The organism is Amycolatopsis sp. NPDC005003 (assembly GCF_053600695.1).
The window spans coordinates 103,223-127,210 of the sequence record NZ_JBSGAI010000025.1 but is presented as its reverse complement, the minus strand read 5'-3'; the positions used below and the strand labels follow the sequence as shown (position 1 = coordinate 127,210).

Sequence of the window (23,988 nt, the reverse complement as noted above, 5' to 3'; positions counted from 1 at the left end):
GGGCTAATGCGGTGACTGCGATGATGTCGGCCGAGGTCGTCGGCCCGGTCTGGTGCGAGCCAGGCCTGGATCTGAAGGCGGGGCGGTACCCGCTCTCGGTCGAGTCGTCGGTCATGGGCATGGTCGACACGCTGGTACCGGGCGTGTCGACGCTGACCACGCTGGCTCGGTACTACTCCCTCTACTGGGCGCTCGCCGACGTCGCGGGGCGGCGGGAGTGGGATGCCGGCACGTGCCAGACGGTTCTCCGACGGTCGGAAGTTGCCCTTGCCCTGGTTTCCCGCGGCAAGACGATCGCCGCGCATGGAGCCGACCGGGTTGAAGCCATGGTCAGCCGAGGACAGATCGATGAACTCGCCGAAATCGGCCGCACCTCCTACTCGCCCCGGCCGTGGGGTTTCTGGTCGCAGTACAACGGGCCCAGCGCCGTTTTGGGCACGGTCACCGTGGACGGCGGCGCCCTGCGGCCCGGCTCCCGCGAGTGTCCCCCCGCCGTCAGGGAGATGTTCCGGCCCCTGCTCGAGCTGGCACACGACCACCCGATCCGTCCCGACGACGTGGTCGGCTTCTCCGGGCTCGCGATGGACGCGGACCAAGCCGCGGACCTCGCGCCCCTTCGTGACCTCATCACTGCCTCCCGCGGCAACCGGCACGTCCCCCAGGAATGGACGGGCAACGATCGGACCCGACGATCCACGCTACGGGTCCTGGCTCGCTCAGCGATGCTCCAACCAGACGCTTCCAGCTGGTCGGAGGCCCTTCACGACTGCGTCGCCTACGGCAACCGGATCCGAACCGACCCCATCCTGTCCGCCGAAGACCGAGCACAAGCTTGGCGCGGCACCCTCCTGCGGCGACTGTCCGTCGGAGCGTGGCGGCGGTTGTGGGCAGCGCTGGTCGAACAGGTCACCACGCACGGCTCGGCGACCAAGGACGACCTCTACCAGTGGATCTCCGCCGAAGTGCCGGCCATGACAGTGCGAGCCTTCCTGGCCGGGTGCCCGAACCTGGTCGACGCCGAAGGCGAGCCGAGCCCGGCCGAACGGCAAGTGCGTGACGGCTGTACCGCCGTCACGGCCGACCTGGCCGCACTGCTCTTCGGGGGTCAGCGCAAGAACCAGCTCACAGGCCGTAGCCAAGCCGCCTTCCTCGGCCGTTACCCGGAACGGAAGCAGTTCCTCGATCCGCACTGGGTGGCCTACCGGCACCGCGAGCACGAAGGCCAGCCGATGGCTGAGCTTGCGCGGGCCTTCGTCGACGACATGCTCGCGCAGTCCCGGCGAGTCGCGCTCCGCAAACTCCGGCTCGACGCACAGGGGCGGATGAAACTGTTCACCAAGCTGCACGAACGCAACGGCCAGTTTTACGCGGCCGGCACGGAAGGTGCTGGCAACGTCGGGTTGCGCGTCGATCAGTTCGAGTTCATCGCCCGCCAGCTCGGTCTTGCCGAGCGCAGCGACACCGGTGTCGTGATCACGCCGCTGGCGGTGCAGGTACTGGAGCTGGCGGCGTGAACAAGGTCGAATACCAGTTCCATTCCCCACTGTCGTTGCTGCAGGAGTGGGACGGTCGAGCCGACGGCGCACCACTGCGCGAGTGTCTCGTCACCGGCTACACCCTCGACCTGGTCTTCTTCGAGCGGCACTGCGTGCCGACCGCTCGCGCGCTGGGTGCTCGTGTCACCGTTCTGGGCGATGCGGGCAACGCCGTGCATGAGGCGGTCGACGTCCGGCAGGCGGGCCGGGCCTATCAGCACGCCCAGGTCAGCTGCGGCGGGGCGTTTCATCCGAAGGTCGTGATCTTGGCCGGTGACGACGACGTCTGGGTGGCGATCGGCTCCGGGAATCCGACCATGTCTGGCTGGGGTCACAACCACGAGTTGTGGCTCGTCCTGCGGGCTTCCCGGTACCGAGGGCCGGCAGCTATGCGCGATCTCGGGGCATGGCTTGCCGAGTTGCCCCAGGTGGTCAAGATGCCGTCCTGGATCGCGGACACCGTGACGCACGTCGGGCACTGGATCACCCCGGGCGAGCTCGACGGCTCCCTCCCTGACCTGCGGATCTTCGGGAACTTGCGGCATTCCCTGGTCGGGCAGCTGCCGGCCGGGCCGGTGCGCTCGCTGCGCATGACAGCGCCGTTCTTCGACGCACGCGGGCGCGGCGTTCAGTCGGTGATCGACAGGCTGGAGCCGCGCGAGGTCGACCTGGCACTTCAGGAGCGAATCACCCAGTATTCGGGGGAAGCCCTCGCCGCGGCCACCGCGCCCGTCGGTCTCACCTGGTTCCGCTACCTGGATGAGGGACGTACGCGGCACGGCAAGCTCGTCGAATGGACCGTCGACGACACGACGATCGCCATGACCGGCAGCGCCAACCTCAGCGCCGCCGCGCTCCTCGCCACCACCGCGGACGGTGGCAACTGCGAACTCGTCACCACGATGCCGGTGCCCGCATCCCTGCTGCCCGAAGGCATAGCCGTCGACCGCGCGACCATTGTCCGAAACAACACGATCCCCGTTGACTCACGCGCGCAGCAGCACACGCTCGTCGTGCTCGGCGCGCGACGAATACAGCACACGATCCTCGTCGAGCTCGTCACCACCACAAGCGTGCCGATCACGATCGAATCCTCACCCGACGGCACCCCCGGCACCTGGACACCCCTACACGTCTTCAACGCCACCAGCACAGCCACCCAAGTCGTCAGCTTTGCCGCACCGGAAGCGCTCGGCGGAGCGGTCCGCGCCCGAGCCGAACAACCGGGCGAGCGTCTCGTCTCCCCTGTCGTCTTCCTCACCGACACAGCCCGATGCCGGCCCCGCGACGACACGACCAACCAGCCGCGGATGACGTTCGTCGCCGAGGACGACACCGTCTTGACCGACGAGGTTCTCGCGCGCCGGTTCAACGCCGACCTGCTCCGAATGCTCAGTCACGTCCAAGAGCACAAGCCAGCCACCGGGGCCTCGGCCTTGCGCGCAGGCACCGGTCCCACAGCAGCCGCCATGCAGCCCGACGACCGCTGGAGCGTATGGCTGGAGTCCGTGGAACGCAGCCTCGGCCCGCACCTCACCGGACTGCTGTTTCCCGGCGTTCTCGCCGCCCCAGGCCTGGCAAGCACCGGCTGGTCCGTCGATACCGACGTCGACGACACCGAGCTGGCGGACGGCGAGAGCGACGACGCGGTCGAAGACCTGACCGAAGCCGCCTCAGCCCGCTCGGCGCGGCTCGCACCCGACATTCCCGCGTCACAGCGGGCTCAGTATCGATCTTGGGTCCGCCGGTGGACACGCGCCGCGACCGCCACACCGAGCCCACCTCTCGAACTGCGGATGCTCGTCACCCGCACGTACCTGGTGCTGCTCGCCGCCGCGGTATGGGGCACTGACGAGGCGTGGCGCTCCGACCTCAGCGACCTGACGCGCTCCCTGGTGCCGGATGCAGCTGAGCAGGAGGACGTCCCTGGTCAAGCGCTCGACTTCGTCAGCTCCCTGATCGCAGTCTGCCTTGCCCTGCTACTGCAGGACGCCAGCCTCCACGGCGGCAGGGAACACGACATCATCGCCAAAGCAGCCTGGACCGACGCCGCCGAACTCGCCGCCTACGCCGACCCGAAACTCGCCGAGGAGTACCTCTACGTTCCCGACAAGCCATTCGCGCGCGTGCCCGCCTGGAGTGAGGTCGAAACCGTCATCGACCTCGCCGCCACCGCAGCCGACGACCCTCACGCCGTGGACCGCGCCACTCTCGAGAGCGAGGGCCTGTCAGCCCGCATGATGGACGGCGTGTGGGTCATCGACGGAGAATTCCGCAACCCACGCCGCACGGCCGCCCGCGTTGCGACTCTCGTCGCGTCTCCGTCCGCGGTAGTCGCCCGGAACGCATCAAAGACGACAATCGTCCTGCGCGACGGTCGGACGCTCGCGATCGCTGAGTCGACCGCCCCGCGCTGGCGGGTCTACACACTGTCTCCGATGAGCACACCCGTCTCTCTACTGACCGGCGATGAAGGGCTGCCCGCCGGTGGCAAGACATATCCCCTCCGTCCCTTCCCGGCGGTAGTCCGCACACTTACCGAGACAGTCCGAATCAACGAACAGCTGCTCCAAGCCGCACTTCTCACGTAGCCCGCCCCTCGACGCGATGCCGGGCGTTACCTGTCCATGTCGCTTCACGTCAGCTTGGGGCCGCCCTCGTGATCGTCAGGACACACGGCAGGGTTCGTCGCCCAGACTCCTCGAAGATCTCGTCTGCCTGATTGAGCAGGGTCTCCAACAAGGGCTCAGGGCCGACGAGCTTTCTTGCGTTGGCCTTCGGGTTGCGGTCCTTCGCGCTCCACAGGTCGATGGGATACCAGCCGACGACGTACACGCCCGCATCAGTCTTTTCGGCTGGCAAGTACCGATTGGCGAGCTGATCGCGTTGAGCCGTGGATACCGCAGCGTGCCACGAGCCCTTGATTTCCACTGGGACGCTCACTACTTCGGCCGCGTCGAGTTCGCCCTCAAATGCGATCGCTTGCACGAGGAGGTCCGGTCGTTCACCTGAGTCACCCGCGTCGGTGGGCTTGACGACGACCTCACGATTGATCACCACAGCTCGGCGGACGAGCCGAATCGTGAACTCGTGAGCAAGATAAGCGGCGAGTGTTCCCTCGAGCTTGGGGCGCCACACCAGCGGACGGCGCGCCCCTCTCGGAGCCCCGGCCGGCTTGGCCTCGCGTTCGCAGTCCCACAAGAGGTTCGAGTGAGTGGGCAGGTCACGTTCGATCTCGATCAGCACGTCGATGAGCAGCTTGGCCAGCTGCAGCGGGGTTCGGATCACCCGCCGTCCCGGGTCGGCCAGCAGCTCTACCACTTGTTGCGGCTTCAGCAGGACGGTTGCTCGTGCTTGCGCTTGGCGCCGCGCTGAGACCAGCGCGGCTTGGAGCCTGAGGTCATTCGGGAAGCTGTCGACGAGGCTTCGTACGCCCAAGACTGATTCCCGAGTGCCACGCCTCGACAGTACGTTCAGCATCGCGTTGCGCCAGTCGTGGACCGACCTTTCGGGAGGAACCCAGCCCTCGCGGAAGACGTCGGTCTCCGGCGGGCACACGTCGGCCAACCACCGCCACGCTTCCACAAGTTCGCGGTCGGGCAGTGACTCGGCGACCTCATTGAGGCGGTATGTCTGAGCGCTCGAGAATGCGAGGTCCTTGGCGAACGCCGGCGAAACGGTCAAGGCCTGACGTATCCGAGACCAGAAACGTTCCGGATCGGAGAACAGGAGAAGACGTCCTGCTGCGGCCGCCCAGAGCGCTTGGCCCTCGGTAACTTCGTGATCAAGTGCGTCTTCCGCCTGTTTCAGGGCGGCCTCGTTACCGGCGAGAAGGGGCTCATGAAGCAAGGTGGCCCACGCGTTGGCCGCAGCACGTCCGGCTTCGAGTGTGTCGGGGACCGTGAACGGACTGTCGGAGTCGTCGGAGCCGTCCAGCGCGGCGCGTAGATCGCGGGCGAGTTCGACGAGGGCGGGATGCACGGCGGCCGGCACCGATGACATGATCTCGGCTAGCGCCCAGGGCGCTTCCCCGCGCGCAAGCGAACCACCAACCAGCGTACGGATCGCGGCGACGAGCTCCGTTGCCGCATGGGTCCCGACTCGGGACATCAGATCGCGGATGAGCGAAGAGTCGCTGGTCGTCGCGGCGCGATGCGCTTTGTCCAGTACCGCGCCGACCCACGCTGCCCACCTGTTCGAAATGTCGTCGAGGCTGCCATTGTCGCGGAGAACGACGAGCGCAGCGTAGCCAGCCTCGGCACGGTAGTCCCTCGTCTGCGTACCCAGCCACTCGTCTCGGTGGTCGTTCTCGGCATCCAAGAACTGACGCGCGGCCACGCTGAACGCCGCGATGAAGTCTTCGGGTGCCCACAGGGAGGCACCGGGCAGGACTCGTGGATCATCGGAGTCGAAGGCCTCGAACTGTCCCGTCGCGACATCGGCTCGCAGATCACGCGTGAGGCGCCAGAAGGCATTGGCATCTCCGGCTACGGCCGACTGCAGTCGGTCGCGCTGCCGGCTGGCGAACGCGTCCGCGTGCTCCCACGGTTTCTCCTTCGAACCGTTGCGACGCATCGCTTCCGCGAGTTTGCCGTCAAGCGGGACGCCGTCGAACGCCCAAGCGAAGTGCTCACCTTCCGGCGTGCCGCGCCGGGCGTAGGCAAGTTCGAACGTCGACGGGTTATAGAGGTCAGCGACGCTGGCAGCGACCAATCCCATGGCGTCTGCCTGCTTGTGCTCGCCGCCGCCGCGCAGGTTGTCGACTCGGCCGAGCAACCAGGCGAAGTCACTGTTGTCGAGCAAATGCGTCCGATCACCGCGTCGAAGTCCTTCCGGAGCAGCCGGTCCGTGGCGGGTGGACTTCCATTCCCACAGGACCAGGTGCGCGTGGTATCGATCGAATTCGGCAACCTCAGCAGCGAGCGCCAGGATCACCGCCTCAGCGAATGAACGCCTGACGTCGATGCTGGATGTCGCAGCCTTACCGCTCTCATCAACAAGATCGACTCCCAGCGGTACCGGCACCCTGGCCAACCCCAGAAGCAGCCGAGACACCTGCCGCGCGAGTACCGGCAGATATTCCCCGACGTTCGGTGACACCGTGATGCGATCGAAGATCGGCGCGAGCACATCGTCCAACGTCGGACTGCGCGATAGATCTGGACGGAAGTCGGTCAGCTCGGACGTGTCGGAACCAGCAGGCGGTGCCAGAAGTTGATCAACGAGGTGGGTGCCGTGGTTCAGCAAGGCCGAAAGATCGGATTCAGCGACGTCCCCGGGGAGACGCCACAGATGCCATCGATACATGCCGATCACCGAATCGGCGCGCACGGGGCGAAGATGCGGCAGCACGTCAGCAAGGTCAAGATGGTCGGGCCACAGTTCGGAGAGGATCGTCCCGACAAGTTCTTCGCTGTCATCGTCGGCGTCAGTTCCACGAGCGAGCGAGGCCAGCAGACTCCGCAGCCGAGGAGCCGCCATCGTCGGATTGGTCGCCATCGACGCCTTGACCGCGCGAATCCGCAGTGCTGGAGCAAGTTTCGACGCCTCGGCAGCCTCCAGGAGTAGTTCGGCGACTTCCGCGACCTCGCCATCGTAGGCGAAGCGGATCGCCAGACTTGCCGCAGCGAAATCCTGCCATTCCTCGGACCCCGTGGTCAGTACGCTGGACAGCACTGCGGTCAGCTGCCCCGCTAATCCTGGGTGCGCCAGTCTCCACCAGGTCCGATGCCATGCCCCCTCACTGAGCTCGACCTCACCCGCGCGGCGCAAAAGCCCATCCACCATCGCAGCACGTGTCGCGAAATCGGTGATGTACGCGCCATGGGCAATCAGGCCTTCGGGATCGGCCGTAGCCAGCCAGAGATGCTCCCCGGGGGTATGAGCGAGCATCCACGCCGCAGTCTCCCGCAGGTGTATCGGGATGCTGGCGGTTTCCTCATCGGGTGCCGCGACGAGGAACACGCCAGTTATCCCCCGCTGCGCGTCGGGGTCGGCACTGGAGCGGGCGGTCAGGTACCGGGCGGCCAGGAACGCGGCGAACGACGAGTGGGCGAACGCGACGCGATTCGTACCGCTGCGAGAGAACAGCGCCGTTCTAAGGGTCTCCCCTACCGCCGGCGCGACACCTCGAAGGAGCCGACCGCTGTCTCGCGCCCGCGCCAGCATCCCTTCGGTGATGTCCTCCGGACCAGCTTGAGCGGCTTCGCCACACCAAATCGTGCGCTGGCCACACAGCAGCATGCGCGCGGCGATCCGTCCGGCAATCACCAACCTCTCTTCGACTGTGGTGGCAGCGAACGGCTTGATGGCCCGCCCACGATCGTGCTCGTCGACCAGCTGCGTGACGCCCGCTTCGAACAGCTCTCGAGGTGTCCTGCTCAGAGCGTCCGCCTCCTGCCGGAACGCCGCGAGCAAGACCTTCAGAGTCAAGGGCGTGTTGGCAAGCGTTCCAACGCCCGCCCGGACGACGGCGTCGACGAACGCCGCAGCGTCCACATCGGTACTGGCGGCAAGCGTGGCGACGTCGTCGCGGGTGAGCGGCGCCAGATCAGCGACAACACACGTGGAAATCACCCTAAGATCGGGTCGGCGAGACACTCCATGCACCGGAGTCCTCATTCCTTGTCCGATTGTCTCGCAGGAGAGACTGTGGATGTCTTGAGCGACATACTCGCCGTGCTGCGCAACGGTGAGCCGCGCTCGGCCCGGGTGGTGTGGAACGCGCCCTGGGGGCAGTGGTTCGCGCCGGTGCCGGGCGCCGCGGAGCAACGGCCCGGCTGGTCCAGCGCGATCGCGCTCACCGGCGACGAGACCCCGCAGCCGTGCCGTGCCGAACACGCGGGCAGCCGGCTGCACAATCTCCCGCACCTGGCCGACGCCGCCTTGGCTGACCGAAGCGGACCGATCGTCTCTACCTCCCCGGGAAGATTCGGATCTTTGGTCGTTCCGACAGCGAACCGTGGACGATGCCTGCTACGTATGACCAGTCATGAGCGCAATCCACGCTGGGAAGGTCGCTCCTGGACTCGCGTCGCGCGCCGCGACGGGAGGACGGGAGCTGGCCTTCCTCGTGTTCATCGCCGTGGTCACGTACCTGTCGACTCGGTCCCTCTCCGTGGCCTGGGGTCCTGCGCCGTGTGACGATCCGGGTGTCGGCGCGCTCATTGCGGGTGCAACGCTGCCGCCCGCCATCGCGCGCCGTCGGTTCCCCGTGCTCGCGCTGCTCTCGGCTGCGCTGCTCGTCGGCTGGTATCCCGCCACCGGCGTCGCGCTGGCGGTGACCTCCTTCAGCGTCGCCGGCCGGGTCCCGCCGGTCAGGAAGAGGAGCGTCGTTCTGGTCGTGGCCGCGCTCGCACCGTTGACGGTCGGGTTGATCGACTCGGGTTTCCAGTGGAAGGTGGCCGTCGTCGACTACGGGGTTCTGGCGCTGGTGTGCGTCTTCGGCCCGGTGGTGGCCCAGATACTGCTGGGTCAGCGGGAACAGCTCATCGGCGCCCTTTGGCAGCAAGCGCGCTACGCTGCCTCGGCTGCTCGTCTGCAGGAGCGGTCCCGTATCGCGCAGGAGATGCACGATCTGCTCGGCCACCGGCTCAGCCTGATTTCGATGTACGCGGGCAGCCTGGAACTCGATGCGAACCGGCCGGAAGCCCGGGAGCCACTGCGGCTGATCCGCGGCACCGTCCGGATGGCGATGGACGAACTGCGCGCCACTCTCGGTATGCTGCGCCAGCCCGTGGCCGAAGTGGCCCAACCCGTGGACCACACCGGTACCCACCTGGACGTCTTCCAGCTCGTTCAGCAGGCTCGAGCGGGAGGCCTCTCGGTCCACCTGGGATGGAGCGGGGGCGACCTCACCGGGACGGCGCTTCCCGTCCGCCAGGCAGTCCACCGGATCGTCCGGGAGGGCCTGACGAACGTCTACCGGCACGCGGCCGGTTCGAATGCCGAGGTGTTCGTGGACCGGCAGGCGGATCGGGCCAGGGTGGAAATCACCGACGACGGACGCGGCGGCCCGGGCACGAAAGGCTCCGGGACGAAAGGCTCCGGCCTGGGACTCGTCGGGGTCGAAGAGCGGGTCCGGTTGCTCGGCGGGCATTTCAAGGCCGGCCGGTTACCCGGCGGTGGTTTCCAGCTCGTCGCGGAATTGCCGTTGGCGATCACCCCACCCGTCTCCGCCGCGACCGCACCGGAAGCCGCCGAAGACGACAAACCGGCCGGCCGGTGGACCCGGCTCGGGATGGCTGTGGTGCTGGCCACCGGCCTGACCGGGGTGGCGGCGATCCTCGTGGTCGTCTTCAACTCGGTGTATTTCGACGACACCAACGCGGCAAACCCTTTCGACCTGGTCCACATCGGCACCACCCGGGCGCAGTTCACCGAACTCATCGGCCGGGACGAGGCGATGGCGCGCTTGGCCGCGCGTGGCATCGAGCCACCGCGGCCGGCTGGGACGGACTGTTCCTACACCTACACCTTCAGCGAGGATGACACGACGATGCTCGAACGTTTCTGCTTCCGATCCGACGTCCTGGTCGACAAGACCAGATTCCCGGCCCAGGGTGGATGAGGCCATGGACCGGATCAGGGTGCTGCTGGCCGAGGACGAACAGCTCTTGCGAGCCGGGATCCGGCTCGTCCTCCGGCACGCCGAGGACATCGAGGTGGTCGCCGAAGCCGGCGACGGCCGCGAAGCGACCGACCTGGCTTGCCGGGTCCCGATCGATGTGGCCCTCATCGACATCCGCATGCCCGGTGTCGACGGGCTCACTGTCGTCGAGCACGTCAACCGGCAGGCGCCGGGGGTCAGGTGCGTGATCCTGACGACGTTCGGCGAACCCGGCTACGTCTCGCGGGCGCTGCGGGCAGGCGCGACGGGCTTCATCCTCAAGGACACCGGCCCTCAGGAGCTCATCCAGGCGGTGCGGACGGCCGCCCGTGGCGGCGCCGTGGTGTCGCCACGGATCACGAAGGACCTCATCGACCACTACCTGGCGACCGACGGCAGCCGCGAGAACGAGGCTGGCCGCCGGGTGGGGACGCTGAGCGGCCGGGAGCACGAGGTGCTGGTCCAGGTCGGGCTCGGTGCGTCCAACGCCGAAATCGCACGGACGCTGTTCATGGGAGAGGGCACGGTCAAGGCCTACGTCAGCCGGATCCTGGCGAAGACAGGGTGCGGCAACCGCGTCCAGGCGGCGATCCTCGCGCACGAAGCGGGCATCCTCCCCACCGGCTGAACCGGGGCCCGCATTGCTGCCGCGGCAGCAATGCGGGCCCCGGCCTCGCGGCCTCAGCCGGCCTCAGCCCCGCAGCACTGTTCGATCGCGTCCACCACGATCGCCGCCGCCTGCTCGACGGTCGCCGCGTCGACGTTCAACGGCGGCAGGAGCCGGATCACGGCGTCGCCGCGCCCGCCGAGTTCGACGATGAGCCCGTTGCGCAACGCGGTGGCTTGGACCGACCGCGCCTGCGTACTCGCGGGCTGGCCCGTGCCCGGCTCCGCCAGCTCGATGCCCCACATGAGCCCCACACCGCGGATCTCGGCCACCCACGGGTGATCCTGGAGCTTGTCGAGCGCGCGCGAAAGCTGTTCGCCCCGCCGTCGGACGTTGCCGAGCACGTCGTCGCGCCGGATGATTCGGACGGCCTCCGCCCCCGCGGCGAAGGCGGGCTGGTTGCCCCGGAAGGTGCCGGTATGCGCGCCGGGTGCCCAGCCGTCGAGGCGTTCGTCGTAGAGGATGACCGCCAGCGGCAGCCCGATGCCGCTCAACGCCTTCGACGCGACGATGACGTCCGGCTCGATGTCGTACTGCTCGAAGGCGAACCAGGTGCCGGTGCGTCCACAGCCGGTCTGCACCTCGTCGACGATCAGCGGGATGTCCAGCTCTCGCGTGAGCGCGCGGACCCGCTGCACGAACTCCGGACGGGCCGGGATGACGCCGCCTTCACCCTGGACGAGCTCCAGGATCACCGCGGCCGGCCGGGGTACGCCGCCGTTGCCGTCCCGCAGGGTTCGTTCCAGCAGTGCGGCGCAGCTGGTCCGGCACGACTGCGGCTCCAGGTCGAGCGGGCAGCGTCGGCAGTAGGAGTACGGGAAGAAGTGGACGCCCGGGACGCCGTTGGCGACGGGTGCCTTCTGCGCCACCAGGCCGGTGATCGCCATGGCGGCGTGGCTCGAACCGTGGAAGCCACCCTGGAACGACACCACCTCGCCGCGCCCCGTGGCGGTCTTGCAGAGCTTCAGCGCCGCGTCCACGGCATTCGCCCCGGACGGCCCGCAGAAGTGCAGCTTCATCCGCGTCCGCAGGCTCGCCGGCAACATTTCGAGCTGCGCGTCGACGAAGTCCCGCTTGGCCTCGGTCGGGAAGTCCAGCCCGTGGGCCAGCGCACCGAACTGGGCGAGTGCGGCCGCACTCACCTCGGGGTGGTTGTGCCCGAGGGAGAGCACCCCGGCCCCGGCGAGGAAGTCGATGAAGATGTTGCCGTCGACGTCCTGGACTCGGCTCCCGGAACCGGAAGCGAGGGCGATCGGGAGGTGCCTCGGATAAGTCCGGGCGTTCGACTCCCAGCGGCTCTGGTGGTCGAGGAGCTCCGCCGAGCCGGGGCCGGGCAGGTCCCCGGTCACGTGAGGACGGGTGAACGGGATCGTGCGGACGTCGGTCATCGCCGTCTCCTGGTGTCTTCGGGGAAGTATTCGGTGGCCGGGTTCCCCCGCCAGCGTGAACCCGGCGCGGTTTCGGTGCCCTTCATCACGAAGGCATCGGCGTCGACGAGTGTTTCTTCGCCGAGCACGGTGCTGTAGTGGACGAAGGCGCCCGTGCCGATCGTGCTGCCCGCGCCGATCGTGATGCGGCCGGACTTGAACGCGCCGTCCTCGAGCGAATGCCCCTGGATCGTGGTGCCGGTGTTCAGGGAACAGAAGTCTCCGATGGTGACCAAGGACTTCTCCGGCATAGCGCAGCCGTCGTCGAAGACCCGCTTGCCCATCCGGACGCCCAGCAACCGCCAGATCGTGTTCTTGAGCGGTGTGCCGTTGAACAACGCGAGGTACCGGCCGGCGCTGAGCTTCCAGAACCGTTCGTGCCGCCAGAACCCCCGGTGGTAGATCGAGCAGAACCGGGGCGGCACCGGCCGGCGCAGCCGGGTCGCGCGTTCGGCGGCGATCAGGAACGCCACCGAGAACAGCAGCGAGCACACCAGCCCCGCGGCGACGGCGAAGAACCCGAACCGGGCGTTCTGGCTGCCGGCAAACCCGCCGATCAGCACGATGCCGGCGAACTGGACCCATTGCACGAACAGGTAGATCAGCAACGTGGCCGTGTTGTGCCGGTTCTTCGCACCCAGGCCGAGCCGCCGGGCCCGCCGGCTCTTCAGCTGGGAGAACTCCTTGTCGCGCCGGACCGAACGCGGGATCTCGAACGGCGGCGAGCCGAGCAGCCCGACGTTCTCCCGGACCTCACCGTCGATCGGGACGAGTACCTTGGTCGCCAGCAGGCAGTTCGCTCCGACCTTCGCTCCCGGCGGGAAGGCGATGTTGTTGCCGAGGAAGTTGCGCTCGCCCACCGCGGTCCGCCGCAGCCGGAACGAGGTCCTCGAGACCTCCACGTTGAGCAGCGAAAGCCCGTCGGACACCATCGTGCCGGTCCCGATCCGGGACAGGAACGGCGATTCGTGCTTCACCTCCACGCCGAAGTTCGACCCGGACTGCTCCACCTTGGACAGTTCGTACCCGACGGCGCGCAGGTAGTGCACGATGTAGGAGCTGTCGCCGAACAGGTAGGTGAACAGCCGCACGTTGCTCAGCCGGGCGATCGCGCGCTGCACGGAGTGGTGGAAGCCGTACAGCGGATAAACCCGGCCCTCTTCCAGGAAGTCGTGGAGCACGCGCGGCACGAACAGCACCACGATCAGCTCAACGGCCAGGCCGCCCGCGAACAGCAGCAGTGTGGTGACGATCTCGCCGAGGTAGAACCCCGGCCGGCCGAAGTCGCCCGTGACCGGCCGATAGGCGGAGCTGACCAGGTCGAACAGCAGGATCGGCAGCGGGAGGGTGACGAGGAACAGAACCGACAGCTGGGTCGTGCAGAAGACAATCCGGCGGACGGCACCGGCCTTCAGCGGGCGCAACCGCAGGTACCTCACGGAGGCGGGGCGCGCCGGAGAGCCGTGCCACGACTCGCCCGCGGGGATCACTTGTCCTGTCTGGAGTGACGAGGCATGGGCCAGCTGCCCGCCGTCGCCGATCTCGCTGCCGATCTCGAGCACCGACAGTTCGCCGACGAAGGCGCCCGCGCCGACGATGACCGGGCCGGTGCGGATCCGGCCCGACCGGACCCGGTGGGTGGCGAAGAGGACGTCCTTCCGGATCACCGCACCAGGCCCGACCTTCAGCAGATCGGGACACGCGGGCACGGTCCGCGAGAGGATCACCGCCCCCTTGCCGATTTTCGCGCCCAGGGCACGCAGGTACCACGCGTAGATCGGCGAGCCGACGAAGAGGGTCATCGGGCTGAGCCTGGTCAGCATCCGCACCAGCCAGAACCGGAAGTAGGCGAGGCTCCACACCGGGAACTCGGCGGGGCGGCATCGCCCGGCGAGCAGCCACTTCGCGAGGATCGGCGCGACGCCGAGCACCGCGAAACCGGCCATGCCCGCCTCGACCGCGCGCAGGTAGCGGGCGCCCAGGTCGGCCGCGCCGTCGACCCAGGCGAAGCCCAACTCGCCGAGGGCACCGGCTCCGCACACGTAAGCCAGGTACGCGAGCACCTGGAGAAACCCGCAGGTGTAGTACTGAAGCGCGCTGGCCCGATGCCCGGGACGGAGCCGCCGCAGAGGCTCGCCGGGCGTTCCCGGTCGCAGCGAAGCGGCCAGCTGCCGGACGGTCGGGTTCAGGTAGAGGTCCCGCTGGGAGACCGGCGCGAGGCCGTCCCGCTCGCGTACCCGCGCGCAGAACCTGGCCAGCAACAACGAGTTCGCGCCGAGGTCGTCGAAGAAGTGGCTCTCCGCGGACACCCGCTCGACCCGCAGGACTTCCGCGAGGATCGCGGCGAGCTCGGTCTCCAGCGCCGTCTCCGGCGCGGCGTACTCACCATCGCCGGCCAGGATCCGCTGTCCCGCGGGGGCGGGAAGGTTTTTGCGGTCCGCCTTGCCGGCGGGCGTCATCGGGATGCGGTCGAGCCGTTCGAAGTAGGCGGGCACCATGTAGGCCGGGAGCAGTGACCGCAGCTGCTCCCGGACGGCCTTGCCGTCGACACCGGTCGCGTGCGCGGCGAGGCAGTAGTAGGCGACCAGCTCGGTCACGTCGGGTTCGGGCCGGTACGTCGTGACGACCGCCTGCGTGACCTCGGGAATCCGCAGGACGGCGGCCTCGATCTCCTCGAGTTCGATGCGGTAGCCACGGATCTTCACCTGGGTGTCGGTGCGGCCGTGGTACTCGATCTCCCCGGTGGCGGTGATCCGGCCGAGGTCGCCGGTGCGGTAGATCCGCCCGGACGGGTTGTGCGGGATCCCGATGAAGTCGGGGACGAACGCGCGGTCGGTGAGGTCGGGGCGGTTGAGGTAGCCGTCGGCGAGCCCGATGCCGGCGATCCCGATCTCCCCGAGCTCGCCCGCCGGCAACGCGCGCGGGGCCTCCGGATCCAGGATGACGACCGAGTAGGTGGGCAGCGGGACGCCGATCGTCACCGGGCGGTGCGGGTCGACAACCGACCAGGTGGCGGTGACCGTCGCCTCGGTCGGCCCGTACACGTTGAGGAACCGGCGTCCCGGCCGGTGCCAGCGGCGGACGAGGTCGTCCGGGCACGCCTCCCCCGACACGAGCAGGAACCGCAGGTCCGGCACATCGCCGTCGAGGGTCGCCAGGAGTGTCGGTACGCAGCACAACGCCGTGACGCGCTGGTCGCGGAGGAAGTCGAGCAGCTCGGCACCGACGAGGTTCGCGCCGGGCGGCTTGGGCACCAGGGTCGCCCCGGACAGCCAGGCGACCCAGATCTCTTCCACCGAGAAGTCGAACGCGATGGTCAGGCCCTGGTACATCCGGTCCCCGGCGTGCACCCCGTAGACGTCCGCCGCCACGCGGACGAAGTTGCCGATGGCCGCGTGCCGGATCACCACGCCCTTCGGCTTGCCCGTGGAACCGGAGGTGTAGATGACATAACAGAGATCGTCGACCGGGTTGCCCCGTTCCCGGGGCGAGATCCGGTGCGAGGGGTGTTCGGCGATCCGGGCTCCTTCCTCGTCGAGGCAGATGGCCGTGACACCCCTGATGCGGTTCCGCTGGTCCGCGACGGTCAGCACGAAGCCGAGGTTCGCGTCTTCGGCGACGTAGGCGAGCCGGTCGTCCGGGAACACCGGGTCGAGTGGCACGTACGCCGCGTTGACCTTGAGCACCGCGAGCATGCCGATGTAGGCGTACGCGGGCCGGTCGACCAGCAGGCCGACGCGGTCGCCGGGCCGGACGCCGCGGGCGAGCAGGTACCGGCCGAGCTGGTTCGCGCACGCGTCGAGCTGGTCGAAGGTCAGCCGCATGTCCGCGGAGTCGACGGCGAGCCTGGCCCCCTGACCGGACTCGCGCAGCCGGTCGCAGGCCTCCTCGAACAGGTGCTCCAGCCGCTCACCTGATCGCCACCGCGGTTCCTGGCCGAACCCGTGGCAGGTCAGCACGTTCGGACCGGCCAGGAAGTCGCCGATCGGCTGGACCTCGAGCGTCATCGGCGGTCCCGGTGCAGACCGAAGGCGGCGTGCAGGGCCTGGACGGCCGGCTCCACCGCCTCGTCGTCAAGGGCCACCGTGATCCGCGACGTGGATGCTGTCATGTCTCCCGCGATGCTTCGCTCGTCGAGTGTCCGCACCAAGGTCTCCAAGATGTCCGGGTCGGCGAGGGCGGTACCGACCAGCGAGACGGACCCGGGTTCGCCCCCGGCGGCGCGCCGGTGCGCGATCGCGACGACCTCGGACCCGCCGACCGGCAGCGGGTCCGGATCGACGACCGTGCCGGGGCCCGGGTGCGCGGAATGCACCACGCGCACCCGGATCCCGTGCCGGGCTGCCAGCTCGACCGACTCCGCCTGGAGGACTCGCGCGCCCTGTCGCGCGAGCTCGCCCATCAAGCCGGCCCCGACCACGGTCAGCAGCCGCGCGTCCGGCACCACCCTCGGATCCGCGGTGTACACGCCGTGGACATCGGTGCAGATGACGCACTCGGCCCGGCCGAGCGCGGCGGCCAGAGCGACGGCGGTGGCGTCGGACCCGCCCCGGCCCAGCGTCAGCAGCTCCCCGTCGGCGTCCCGGCCCTGGAACCCGGCCACCACGACGACCCGGTGCTTCCGCAGCCGGCGCAGCGCCGGCGATGGATCCACGTGGTCGATCACGCCGGCACCGGCTTGGCCGCGGACTCGGATGCCCGCCTGGCCACCCGACAGCGAAACCGCCGGCACGCCTTGCTGGGCCAGCGCCAGCGCCAGGATCGCGGCGGACACCTGTTCGCCGGTGGCCACGAGCTGGTCGAGCTCGCGGCGGTCCGGCTGGTCGGCGAACGTCCGGGCCAGGGCGGCCAGCTGATCGGTGGTGTCACCCATCGCGGACACCACGACGACGATCCGCGCTTCCCGGTCGCACAACGCGGCCAGCTCCGCGGCCACCGCGCGCACGTGGTCGGCCGTCGCCAGCGAAGAGCCCCCGTACTTTCGCACGACGACGGTCGCCGGACGGACGACGTCCGCCGGGTTCGCCGCCGGGTGGTCAAGGAACTTCGTTGTGCTCACCATGTTCGTCCCGTCTGCTGCTCGATGCGAAACGGGCACCCGTGTCTGCCGAGGCGCCCGTCGAGGTTCACGGGCCGCGTGGAGCTTCCGGACGGCTCGCCCGGGGAACGATGGTCGAAGGTCGCGGTTCCGGACCGGAAACCACCGGGTCGGCAGGAAGATCAGGCCGGTCAGCGACTTGTCAGTCAGGTGGCCATCTGCTACAGAGAACGTCTGCTCGATCGTCCGCTGTGGACCAGGCGAGGCAGACTCACGGTGGAGCCTGGGGTCACCGTGGCGCCAGAGCCGCGAACGCTTCATCCAGGAGGGCGACCAGGTCGAGCTTCCCCTCGGTCGCGGTCCACCTTTCGAGAGCGACTTGCAGGCAGTCGAGCGCGGCCGCAGCGATCACGGACAAGGTCAGCGATGCCGGCTGGGGAATTCCGGCGCGGCCAGCGAGCGCCTCAGCCAAGAGGGGCCGCCAGCCACTCTGTTTCTCCAGCTGCCGCGCACACAACGCCGGCGTGTCCCGCACCAGCCGGGTCATCGCGAGCGCGCCGTCCGGATCCTGGTGGTAGTACTCGACGACGGTGTCCAGGGCGCGCCGCAGTGCCGTCCAGTCGTCCTCGCCTGCGGGCCGGGCCAGCAGGGCCTCGGCGGCCTGCCGGCCGTGCGTGTCGAACGCGCCGAGCACCGCTTCTTCCTTGCTGCCGAAGTAGCGCAGGAACGTGCTGCGCGAAACGCCGGCGGCCGCGGCGAGGTCGTTGATCGTGACGTTGTCGAAGCCCTCGCTGCGGAACAGGTCGAAGGCCACCTGGGCCAGCTCGGCCCGGATCGCAGCCCGCGCGATGTCCCTGGTGTTCGTCACACCCGCGATCCTACCCATCGTGAACCTCACTTGCTAATCTGAAACTCAGTCTCAGATTTGGTCCTACGATTCAGCAAGGTGACGCTCATGACGAAGACCCTCGGACTCATCGGCACCGGCATGATCGGCAGCGCGCTCGCGCGGCTCGCCGTCGCCGCCGGCCTGGAGGTGGTCCTCAGCAACTCCCGCGGCCCCGACACCATCGCCGACCTGGCCACCGAACTCGGTGCCCGCGCCGGCACCCCCGCCGACGCCGCCCACGCCGGCGACATCGTCGTGGCGACCATCCCGCTGCGGGCCTACGAGCAACTCCCGGCCGACGCCCTGGCCGGCAAGACCGTGATCGACACGATGAACTACTACCCCGAACGCGACGGCCGCGTCCCGGAACTCGAGACCGGCGAGCTGACCTCCAGCAGCCTCGTGCAGCAGCACCTCACCGAGTCCCGCGTGGTCAAGGCGTTCAACAACATCGACTTCCGGCGCCTCCACACCAGCGCCCGCCCCGCCGGCGCCGCCGACCGCAGCGCACTGCCCGTCGCAGGCGATCACCCGGCCGCGATCCAGCAGGTCACCGCTCTGCTGGACATCCTCGGCTACGACACCGTCAACACCGGCAACCTCGCCGAAAGCTGGCGCAGCGAGCCCGGAACACCCGTCTACGTCAAGCCCTACTTCCCGGCCACCCCACCGGCCGGTCTCGGCCCCGAAGAGTCCTACCGCTGGTTCCTGGAAACCCCGGGCATTCCCGTGTCCGCGGACCGGGTGAAGGAGCTGATCGACGCTGCGGTGCGGCTCCCGGCCGGCAGCGGCCGGATGCGTCTGTCGGACGACTGAGCGTCGGCGGTCACCGAGCGAACGCCCGCCACCGTCAACGGAGATCCACCAGGCCGCGGCGGACGGCCTCGGAACCGCACCCGCCCGGTTGCCCGCGCCCAGTTTCCGGTAGAGGCGCACCAGGTGCGTCTTGACGGTCGCCTCGGTCAGTACGAGCGACTCGGCGATGGCGCGGTTGCTCAGCCCCTTGGCGACGAGCCGGACCACCTCCACCTCGCGGTGGTCAGCACCGGTTCCGGCCCGGCCAGCTGGTCGACGACGCGCGCCGCGGCGCCAGGCCTCGAGCAGGTTGTCGCCCAGGTAGCGCTCGACGGTGCGGACCGTCTCCCACGCCCGGTCCTGCGCCCGGGGCCAGTCCCGGTCGGCAGCCTGCAGCAGGGTCCGGCTGGCGGCGAGCTCCTGTCCGAACAACGACGACGCCGTGCTGTTCCTGTACCGGCTCTACGCGCAGAAGTACGGCTGGGACTGGGTCGCGAAGCTCGCCGCGCAAAACGTCCAGTTCGCCCGCGGCACCAACACCCCGGGCGCCGCGGTGTCCTCCGGGCAGAAGGCGATCGGCATCGGCGGCTCCGGCTCCCCCATCGCGTCCTCGACCGCCCCGTCCCGCTGGGTCGTCCCGAGTGGACACCCGTTCATGGCCTGGGGCCAGCGCGGCCATTCTCGCCAAGACCCCACGGCCCGCCGCCGCCAAGCTCTACCTGAACTGGTCGATCTCTCCCGAGGTGCAGGCGGCTCGCAGCTGGTCCGTGTGCACCGACGTCATCCCGGCCGGCGGGCTCGAGCCGATCTGGCAGTACGACAACGCCCAACCTCGACGGCTTCACCGCCTGCCGGGCTGCCGTCCCCGGCCCGCGCGCGCCGACCGCGCGCCGGGCCGGCCGACGCCCCAGACCAGGCTGATGTCGGTGAGCAGGTCCTTCGGCTTGGCGGCCAGGGTCTTCGGCAGCGAGCCGACGAACCCCAGCGGGTGCCGGCGGAAGCGCTTGACCATCCGCTTCGGCTTGGTCGCCACCCGCTGCCCCAGGTCGGCCAGGTACTCGGCCCGCCGGTCGCGCTCGATCGTCTTGCCGCACCGGGTGCAGGTGATCTTCACCAGCAGGCGACCGGCGTAGGCGAGGTCATGCGCGGTCTCGGTACCGCACCGGGAGCATTCCAGGGCCGCATTCTCGATCTTGCTCATGCTCGTTCCTCACCTGCGATAGTCCACCGACGCCAGGACATGTTCGGCGACCACGAGGTCGCGCGGGTAAGTCACCTTCAGGTTCTCCTGCTCGCCGCGGATCCACCGCACGGGAACCGAGGAGAACTTCTCCATCACCGACGAGGTGTCCGTGCCGTCGAACCCCTCGCGCGCGGCCGCCTCGTAGGCCTCCAGCAGCGGCGCGGCCCGGAACGCCTGCGGGGTCTGGGCGAGAACCATCGGGGCCGAGGGCAGCTCGGCGAGGGAGGCACCGTCGTCGGTGACCGCGACGACGTTCTCGGCGGGCAGCGCCGGGATCGCCCCGCCGTGTTCGCGGGCCTCGTGCAGCACGCCTTCGATCAGCGTCGGACTGACCAGCGGACGCGCCCCGTCGTGGATCAGCACGGTGTCCACGGTGCCGCGGTCGATGCGCTCGGCGAGGTGCCGCAGCGCCTTCAGCTCGGACTCCTGCCTGGTCCGGCCGCCGTAGACGACGTCGACCGCGGCACCGTCGACCTCGCGGTCGAGCACCCACCGGACGAGGTCGTCGTCCTGCGGCCGGACGACCAGCACCAGCGGCCCGATCCCCGGAACCCGGGCGAACGCGGCCAGGGACCAGGAGACGACCCGGCGCCCGGCGAGCGGGAGGTAGACCTTGTTGACCCCGGCCCCGACGCGGGTGCCCGCGCCGCTGGCCAACACGACGGCCGCCGCCTGCTTCACCATACGGCGCATCATAAGGCCAGGATCTCGCTCAGGGTGGTGAGCAGCCGGGCGGCGTCCGCCCCGTCCGCGACACGGTGGTCGATGGTCAGCCCGACCGTGCACCGCAGCGCGACACCGATGCCGCCCGGCACGGGAACCACGCGCTGCCGCACCGCTCCCAGCGACAGGGCGGTCGCCTGCGGTGGGCTGAGCAGGGCCTGGAACGCGTCCACCCCGAACCCGCCCAGGTTGGACACGGTCGTGGTGCCGCCGGACAGCTCCGCCAGGGTCAGCTTGCCGGCCCGGGCGCGGCGGACGACGTCGGCGATCCGTTCGCCCAAAGTGTCCGGATCGTCGGCGTCCGGATCGGACAGTACCGGCGCGAGCAGGCCGCGTCCGGTGTCGACGGCCAGTGCGACGCCGACGTGGTCGTGCGAGCGGACCTGCCCGTCGGCCCATTCGCCGTTCAGCTCCGGGTGCCGGCGCAGGGCCTGGGCGAAGGCCCGGACGAATACCGTCGTCCAGCCGTGCGGCGACGGGGTGAGATCGAGGTCGCGGTAGACCACGAACTGGGGCACCTCCGCGCTGGCCGACATCCGCCGGGCCACCGCCGCGCGCGGGCTGCGGCGGGGCTTCGGCCGCAGCGGCGGCAGATCGGCCAGGCGGATCGTGCCCGCGGGCCCGCTCGGGGTGAGGGTGGCGAGGTCGAGCCCGCGCTCGGCGGCGGCTTTCCGCGCCGCCGGCACCGCCGGGATCCACCCGGGCGGCGCGGCCTCCGGTTCCGCGACGGGGCGCCCGAGGTGGTCTGCCGCGGCTGGTCGTGAGTGAGAAACAGGGTTAGAACACTGTTTCTCACTCACGAGGGGCTCGTCGGGGGTGTCGAACAAGCCGCCCAGCAGGTCGTCCGCTTCGGTGGCGATGTAGGCGATGGGCTCGCCGACCGCCACCTCGTCCTCCGGCTGCGCCACGATCCGCGTGAGGACGCCGTCGACGGTGCCCTCGACCTCCATGTCGACCTTGTCGGTCATCACCTCGCAGACGACGTCGCCCGCGCGCACCTCGTCGCCTTCGGCCTTGCGCCAGGCGACCAGGACGCCCTCCGTCATGGTCATGGACAGCTTCGGCATGACCAGCGGCGTTTCCTTCATCACCACCTCCGCACGAGCTCGGCGGCGTCGCGCACGATGTCGTCGACCTGCGGGACGGCGGCGAGTTCGAGCTGCGGCGCATAGGGAATCGGCACATCGAGGCCGCACAGCCGTGCGATCGGAGCCCGCAGGTGCCCGAACGCCGGCGACTCGCCGATCACCGCGGCGATCTCGGCCATGAAGCCCGCCGTCTTCGGCGCCTCCTGCACCAGCAACGCCCGGCCGGTCCCGACTACACTGTCCACAATGGTCTTCGTGTCGAGCGGCTTGAGCGAGCGCGGATCGATGACGCTCGCCTCGATGCCCTGCTCGGCCAGCCGGTCGGCCGCCTCCAGGGACCGGGACACCATCACGCCGGTCGCCACGATCGTCAGGTCGGCCCCGGTGCGGCGCACGGCCGCCTCGCCGAGCCTGGCCGGTGTGGCGGCTTCCGGCACCGGTCCGCTCTGCTTGTAGAGCAGCTTGTGCTCCAGCACGATCACCGGGTTGGGGTCCTCGATGGCGGCCAGCAGCAACGACTTCGCGTCGGCCGGGGTCGCCGGCATCACCACCTTGAGCCCGGGCACGTGCGCGAACCACGCCTCCAGGCTCTGCGAGTGCTGGGCGGCCGCGCCGGTGCCCGAACCGGTCGGGGCGCGCAGCACCATCGGCACGGTCGCCGCGCCGCCGAGCATGAAGTGGATCTTCGCCGCCTGGTTGACGATCTGGTCCATGGCTTGGGCGGTGAAGTCGGAGAACTGGATCTCCACCACCGGCCGCATGCCGGCCAGGGCCGCCCCCACCGCGGCGCCGACGATGCCCAGTTCGCTGATCGGGGTGTCGCGGACCCGCTCCTCGCCGAAGCGGTGCACCAGGTCGCCGGAGACGCCGAATGCGCCGCCGTAGGTGCCGACGTCCTCCCCGAGGAGGAAGACGCGCTCGTCGGCGGTCATCGCCTGGGCGAGCGCTTCCCGGACCGCCTCGGCGTAGGTCAGGGTGCGGGTTTCCGGAAGGGTCGCGGTCATTGCGCGTACACCGCCTCGATCAGCGAATCCGCCGAGGCGTCGGGGGCGGCGTTGGCCACCCGGACGGCGGTGCGCACCAGGTCGCGAGCCTCGTCCCGGCACGCCTGGATCTCCCGCTCCCCCAGCGTCGCGGCGACCCGGCTTTCGAACTGCGCGATCGGGTCGCGTTCCCGCCAGTGCTCGATCTCCTCGCGGGTGCGGTACAGGTTCTTGTCGCTCTTGGAGTGGCCCTTCCAGCGGTAGGTCATCGCCTCGACCAGGGTCGGCCCCTCCCCCGCCCGGGCCCGCGCCACCGCGTCGGCGACCGCGTCGTGCACGGCCTGGGGGTCGTTGCCGTCCACCGTCGTTCCCGGGATCCCGTACGCGGCGGCCCGTTCGGACAGTTCCTTCACGCGGAACGCGCGCCCCACCGACATGGACATCCCGTAGTGGTTGTTCTCGCACACGAACACGACCGGCAGGTCCCAGATCGCGGCCAGGTTGACGCCTTCGTGCCAGGCGCCCTCGTTGACCGCGCCGTCGCCGAAGAAGCTGACGACGACTTCGCGTCCCCCGCGCAGCTTCACCGCCAGACCGGCCCCGGCGGCGATCGGGACGCCGCCGGCGACGATGCCGTTCGCGCCGAGGTTCCCGGTCGCGACGTCGGCGATGTGCATCGACCCGCCGCGGCCGCGGCAGTAGCCGGTCTCCTTGGCGAGCAGCTCGGCCATCATCTCGTCCAGGCGGGCACCCTTCGCGATGCAGTGGCCGTGGCCGCGGTGGGTGGAGGTGATGTAGTCACCGTCCGCCAGCGCCAGGCACGCGCCCACCGGCACGGCCTCCTGGCCGATCGACAGGTGCATCGTGCCGTGCATGAGGCCACGGGCGAACAGGTCGTCGACGGCTTCCTCGAAGCGCCGGATCGTCCACATGGTGGCCAGGGCCTGCCGCGCGGCCCCGGCGTCGCCGATCAGATCCATCGGTTCCTCTCC

At 69.5% G+C, this 23,988-nt stretch carries 16 protein-coding genes and 1 pseudogene; 5 read left to right on the top strand and 12 right to left on the bottom strand.

Annotation, left to right across the window (positions count from 1 at the left end):
• Positions 1 to 20: 20 nt before the first annotated feature.
• Together ACWED2_RS27500 and ACWED2_RS27495 are read left to right on the top strand one after the other, a co-directional pair.
• Positions 21 to 1,514, top strand: coding sequence for a hypothetical protein (locus ACWED2_RS27500; RefSeq protein ID WP_449693374.1), 1,494 nt, complete (start codon positions 21 to 23; stop codon positions 1,512 to 1,514).
• Complete coding sequence (locus ACWED2_RS27495) at positions 1,511 to 4,126, top strand: hypothetical protein (RefSeq protein WP_449693373.1); 2,616 nt, start codon at positions 1,511 to 1,513, stop codon at positions 4,124 to 4,126. The genes ACWED2_RS27500 and ACWED2_RS27495 overlap by 4 nt, the downstream gene beginning before the upstream one ends.
• Positions 4,127 to 4,175: 49 nt before the next feature.
• Here ACWED2_RS27495 and ACWED2_RS27490 read toward each other — a convergent pair whose 3' ends face one another.
• A complete protein-coding gene (locus ACWED2_RS27490; RefSeq protein WP_449693372.1) occupies positions 4,176 to 8,111 on the bottom strand; it encodes a hypothetical protein in 3,936 nt (1,311 codons plus the stop codon).
• A gap of 415 nt (positions 8,112 to 8,526) precedes the next feature.
• Between ACWED2_RS27490 and ACWED2_RS27485 the strand changes: the two genes are divergently transcribed.
• Complete coding sequence (locus tag ACWED2_RS27485; RefSeq protein WP_449693371.1) at positions 8,527 to 10,104, top strand: sensor histidine kinase; 1,578 nt, start codon at positions 8,527 to 8,529, stop codon at positions 10,102 to 10,104.
• A gap of 4 nt (positions 10,105 to 10,108) precedes the next feature.
• Entirely contained in the window at positions 10,109 to 10,771 is a 663-nt protein-coding gene (locus ACWED2_RS27480; RefSeq protein ID WP_449693370.1) for a response regulator, read from the top strand.
• A 53-nt stretch (positions 10,772 to 10,824) separates the two neighbouring features.
• Here ACWED2_RS27480 and ACWED2_RS27475 read toward each other — a convergent pair whose 3' ends face one another.
• From ACWED2_RS27475 to ACWED2_RS27460, 4 genes are all read right to left on the bottom strand, one after another.
• Positions 10,825 to 12,198 carry an aspartate aminotransferase family protein gene (locus tag ACWED2_RS27475; protein ID WP_449693369.1) on the bottom strand — a complete coding sequence of 458 codons (1,374 nt, stop codon included), beginning with the start codon at positions 12,196 to 12,198 and terminating at the stop codon, positions 10,825 to 10,827.
• Positions 12,195 to 16,244: a Pls/PosA family non-ribosomal peptide synthetase gene (locus ACWED2_RS27470; RefSeq protein ID WP_449693368.1), complete on the bottom strand. Its 4,050-nt coding sequence runs from the start codon at positions 16,242 to 16,244 to the stop codon at positions 12,195 to 12,197. The genes ACWED2_RS27475 and ACWED2_RS27470 overlap by 4 nt, the downstream gene beginning before the upstream one ends.
• Complete coding sequence (locus tag ACWED2_RS27465) at positions 16,241 to 17,299, bottom strand: aspartate kinase (protein WP_449693367.1); 1,059 nt, start codon at positions 17,297 to 17,299, stop codon at positions 16,241 to 16,243. Before ACWED2_RS27465 ends, ACWED2_RS27470 begins: the two co-directional genes overlap by 4 nt.
• 265 nt (positions 17,300 to 17,564) lie before the next feature.
• Positions 17,565 to 18,143: a TetR family transcriptional regulator gene (locus ACWED2_RS27460; protein WP_449693366.1), complete on the bottom strand. Its 579-nt coding sequence runs from the start codon at positions 18,141 to 18,143 to the stop codon at positions 17,565 to 17,567.
• A 78-nt stretch (positions 18,144 to 18,221) separates the two neighbouring features.
• Here ACWED2_RS27460 and ACWED2_RS27455 point away from each other — a divergent pair, with 78 nt between their 5' ends.
• On the top strand, positions 18,222 to 18,980 hold the full coding sequence (locus ACWED2_RS27455; protein WP_449693365.1) for an NADPH-dependent F420 reductase: 759 nt from the start codon (positions 18,222 to 18,224) through the stop codon (positions 18,978 to 18,980).
• 132 nt (positions 18,981 to 19,112) lie between these two features.
• On the opposite strand, the pseudogene ACWED2_RS27450 reads toward ACWED2_RS27455, so the two are convergent.
• The 7 genes and pseudogenes from ACWED2_RS27450 to ACWED2_RS27420 form a co-directional block, all read right to left on the bottom strand.
• Positions 19,113 to 19,187: pseudogene (locus ACWED2_RS27450) on the bottom strand (DNA-binding response regulator); the annotation flags it as partial.
• Positions 19,188 to 19,421: 234 nt separating this feature from the next.
• Entirely contained in the window at positions 19,422 to 19,616 is a 195-nt protein-coding gene (locus ACWED2_RS27445; RefSeq protein ID WP_449693364.1) for a hypothetical protein, read from the bottom strand.
• A gap of 184 nt (positions 19,617 to 19,800) precedes the next feature.
• The gene (locus ACWED2_RS27440) at positions 19,801 to 20,160 is read right to left on the bottom strand and encodes a hypothetical protein (RefSeq protein ID WP_449693363.1); all 360 of its coding nucleotides are present in this window, start codon (positions 20,158 to 20,160) and stop codon (positions 19,801 to 19,803) included.
• A gap of 9 nt (positions 20,161 to 20,169) precedes the next feature.
• On the bottom strand, positions 20,170 to 20,886 hold the full coding sequence (gene ispD / locus ACWED2_RS27435) for a 2-C-methyl-D-erythritol 4-phosphate cytidylyltransferase (protein ID WP_449693362.1): 717 nt from the start codon (positions 20,884 to 20,886) through the stop codon (positions 20,170 to 20,172).
• An 8-nt stretch (positions 20,887 to 20,894) separates the two neighbouring features.
• Positions 20,895 to 22,013: a dihydrolipoamide acetyltransferase family protein gene (locus ACWED2_RS27430; RefSeq protein ID WP_449693361.1), complete on the bottom strand. Its 1,119-nt coding sequence runs from the start codon at positions 22,011 to 22,013 to the stop codon at positions 20,895 to 20,897.
• The gene (locus tag ACWED2_RS27425; RefSeq protein ID WP_449693360.1) at positions 22,013 to 23,017 is read right to left on the bottom strand and encodes an alpha-ketoacid dehydrogenase subunit beta; all 1,005 of its coding nucleotides are present in this window, start codon (positions 23,015 to 23,017) and stop codon (positions 22,013 to 22,015) included. The genes ACWED2_RS27430 and ACWED2_RS27425 overlap by 1 nt, the downstream gene beginning before the upstream one ends.
• The gene (locus tag ACWED2_RS27420; protein WP_449693359.1) at positions 23,014 to 23,976 is read right to left on the bottom strand and encodes a thiamine pyrophosphate-dependent dehydrogenase E1 component subunit alpha; all 963 of its coding nucleotides are present in this window, start codon (positions 23,974 to 23,976) and stop codon (positions 23,014 to 23,016) included. Before ACWED2_RS27420 ends, ACWED2_RS27425 begins: the two co-directional genes overlap by 4 nt.
• Positions 23,977 to 23,988: the final 12 nt, after the last annotated feature.